Source organism: Planktothrix sp. FACHB-1355 (assembly GCF_014748295.1).
GTDB classification, from domain to species: domain Bacteria; phylum Cyanobacteriota; class Cyanobacteriia; order Cyanobacteriales; family Aerosakkonemataceae; genus Aerosakkonema; species Aerosakkonema funiforme_A.
This window is the reverse complement of record NZ_JACJUP010000888.1, coordinates 1-3,085: the sequence shown is the minus strand read 5'-3', so window position 1 is coordinate 3,085 and position 3,085 is coordinate 1. Positions and strand designations below refer to the sequence as shown.

The window sequence follows — 3,085 nt, the reverse complement described above, 5'->3', positions numbered from 1 at the left end:
CCGTTCCTCAACGCCCGGTAAAGTGAGAATACGCACGCTTAACAATTCCCTCGGTTCTACTTGTTCGACAAAGATGCGAATCGGAATAGGAATCGATCGCATCACACCTTGGTATATCAAACCCGGTTTGGCAACCAACCCCTTGGGGACATTTGTGCTGGCCAGCAGCGGATGCCAGGAAACATCAGCTAAATCTGTGACTTTTTGCCATAAAGCTTCCACGGAGGCCGAACTGAGGACTTGATATGTACGGCGTCGCGAAAAGTTGCACCAACGCCTTTTAGGAGGCTGGATAGATGGGGAGGAAAAATCAGGCATTACTACACTCCTCCTGTAGCTGGTTTCCAAAGCAGCCCTTTAGATACTGTACTGAAAAGGGGTATGTTAACGGTATTAAGAGCCTTCTTAAATCTTGTACCGTATCCCGACTCAATCTTAAGAAGTGATTTAAACGGTTTGTCCGGCAAGACCTACCTACCAGATTGGCTGAAAATAAAAGTTGTACCATCGTTCCCCTGTGATTGGGACAAAGGGGTACCAATATCCAAATTGACCGATCGTCAGATCGATCTTGATTTTCAATGTATTATATTAATGCCCCAATCAACCTTAAAAGGGTCGGGCTGGAACTGTTCCTGACCTCAAACAGCCCTAGCGGGAAAATTAAGGGCCTACATCGTAGTACCGCGATGGAAGTTCTCTGAATTTTTCAGGGATTTGGAGGCATACGCTCAGCCGTACCGAAGCATAAATACTTTAGTGCTACTGGGTTTACAGAAATGCAAAACCTCCCTCCGGACGCTGTGTAAGACCATCATCGTACTAGGTAAGAACTCTTTTTGCGAAGTCGCCAACTGGCGACGGCGGATGAAACTGGAACCTACGATACTAGGGCTGAGCGCCTGATGGTGAACAATTCATTCTCAAGAGTTTCGGACAATTAAACCACTGTCGGTTAACCAGATTAGATTACTTTTTTGAGATTATGACAGCTTTTTCGACTTCGCAGGTAACAACCCCGCAAAATATTCCGCCCGCTGACTCAAAAGCCAGAGTCAGCCAGTTTATGAAAAAGCTCCAAGACGATATTTGTCAGGCATTGGAACAGCTGGATGGCAGCGCCACTTTCAGGGAAGATAGCTGGGAAAGACCGGAAGGTGGCGGCGGTCGTTCTCGCGTACTCCGCGAAGGGGGAGTATTTGAACAGGGAGGCGTGAATTTTTCAGAGGTTTGGGGCGACCATCTGCCACCATCAATTCTGACACAACGCCCAGAAGCAGCAGGGCATCGCTTTTACGCGACTGGCACATCAATGGTCTTGCATCCGCGCAATCCCTATGTGCCAACCGTACACCTCAACTATCGCTACTTTGAAGCTGGCCCTGTTTGGTGGTTTGGTGGAGGCGCTGATTTGACCCCATACTATCCCTTTGCAGAAGATGCCGCCCATTTCCACAAAACGTTCAAGCAAGCCTGCGATGGCCACTATTCGGAATACTATCCTACTTTTAAACGCTGGTGCGATGAATATTTCTATTTAAAACATCGCCAGGAAACGCGGGGAGTCGGTGGCATATTTTTTGATTACCAAGATGGCCAGGGACAATTATACCGAGGGCCAGATGTAAATGGACTGGCAGGAGTTTACAGTGCATCTATCGGCGATCTCAAACAGCGCACTTGGGAAGAGCTGTTTGCTTTTGTGCAAGATTGCGGATATGCTTTTCTATCGGCTTACCTGCCGATCGCAGAACGACGCCGAGGAATAGAATATGGCGATCGCGAACGCAACTTCCAACTTTATCGCCGAGGGCGGTATGTGGAATTTAACCTCGTTTACGACCGAGGTACTATTTTTGGCCTCCAGACAAACGGGCGTACTGAGTCGATTCTTATGTCTTTACCGCCTCTTGTACGCTGGGAGTACGGTTATCAACCGGAACCCAACACACCAGAAGCTCAATTATATGAAGTTTTTCTGAAGCCTCAAGATTGGGCTAATTGGGTTACTCCTGTAGGGAATGTGTGAGCTAAACTACTGGAAGTCACTGAGCCCGGAATAAAATGTGCGGGCTTAGAACAGCAGCAAGCCAAGGGGTTATTAACAAGACAAAAGCAGTGTCGAGTCAATAGCTGAATCGTCTGAACGTGACAGTTTAAGGTAGAGAACGCTTACCTGCTTTTCTAGCTCTGTGACGGTTACCGCCTGAGACAATTAAAGCTTGGGGAAACTAGAATCGTCATTGCCTTGGATGTAATTTGAGAAGATATAAACTCAAACCCAGTATCCTGGAAGATCGGAACGTAAGCCTGAATAGAGATATCTCGAAATGGCAATCTGAACCCAAGAAAGCAATAGGCTTTTATTCTGGGAATGTCAAAGAAGCGACAAGCCTGAATCTCAGGTTTCCCTATATACACGTAAAGCAGGTGTTTGTACGATGGTTGCTCGGATTGAGGCTATGTGCGTAAGCTGTAGAAAGTTACGATTTAAAGGGGAGGGGCAGTGATTCACATCGAGCAAAAAACACACACGCTCCAAGACGGCACTACCGTTATCGTCTTGACGCCTACAGGCCGCTTAGACATCACAACAGCATGGCAATTTCGCCTTAAATTGCAAGAGTGTATCTCCAAGCTCAGCCGTCATGTGGTGGTCAATCTCGGTCAGGTCAATTTTATTGACAGTTCTGGCCTGACTTCGTTGGTAGCGGGAATGCGGGATGCTGACAAGGTGAAGGGTAGTTTCCGCATTTGCAACGTGCATCCAGAAGCCAGATTGGTGTTTGAAGTGACTATGATGGATTCAGTGTTTGAAATTTTTGAAACTGAGGAAGACGCCCTAGAGGGTGTTCCCCGCAACAGCATAGCCTCTTGAGTCACTTTGTCTTAGCAGACAAAACGTTTAGCTACCAAAAGCTTAATAGGGAGTAGGAGACAGGAATTACCGACTAGAGCGTCAGTTAAGAATTTGGCCTATGCAAGTAAAAACCCGGTTTATTTAGCTGAAAAACCCAATTTATGGTTTTACAACCAAACAACCGGTTTCCGCCATTGCTTGACCGAAGCTCTAGCCTCCAGTCCC

At 47.0% G+C, this 3,085-nt stretch carries 3 protein-coding genes; 2 read left to right on the top strand and 1 reads right to left on the bottom strand.

Translation table 11 applies throughout. The features are described 5' to 3' along the window. Positions 1 to 318: SRPBCC family protein (locus H6S82_RS26485; RefSeq protein WP_191056977.1), on the bottom strand; the 318-nt coding region annotated here is incomplete at its 3' end. 667 nt (positions 319 to 985) lie between these two features. Between H6S82_RS26485 and hemF the strand changes: the two genes are divergently transcribed. Further along, on the top strand, positions 986 to 2,029 hold the full coding sequence (hemF, locus tag H6S82_RS26480) for an oxygen-dependent coproporphyrinogen oxidase (RefSeq protein WP_190472497.1): 1,044 nt from the start codon (positions 986 to 988) through the stop codon (positions 2,027 to 2,029). Between the two features lie 477 nt (positions 2,030 to 2,506). Then, complete coding sequence (locus tag H6S82_RS26475; protein ID WP_190472495.1) at positions 2,507 to 2,878, top strand: anti-sigma factor antagonist; 372 nt, start codon at positions 2,507 to 2,509, stop codon at positions 2,876 to 2,878. The last annotated feature ends 207 nt before the right edge of the window (positions 2,879 to 3,085 follow it).

What these genes read in the sequence shown, in the direction of transcription:
- hemF (WP_190472497.1), top strand. Translation starts at nt 986, where the DNA reads ATGACAGCTTTTTCGACTTCGCAGGTAACAACCCCGCAAAATATTCCG.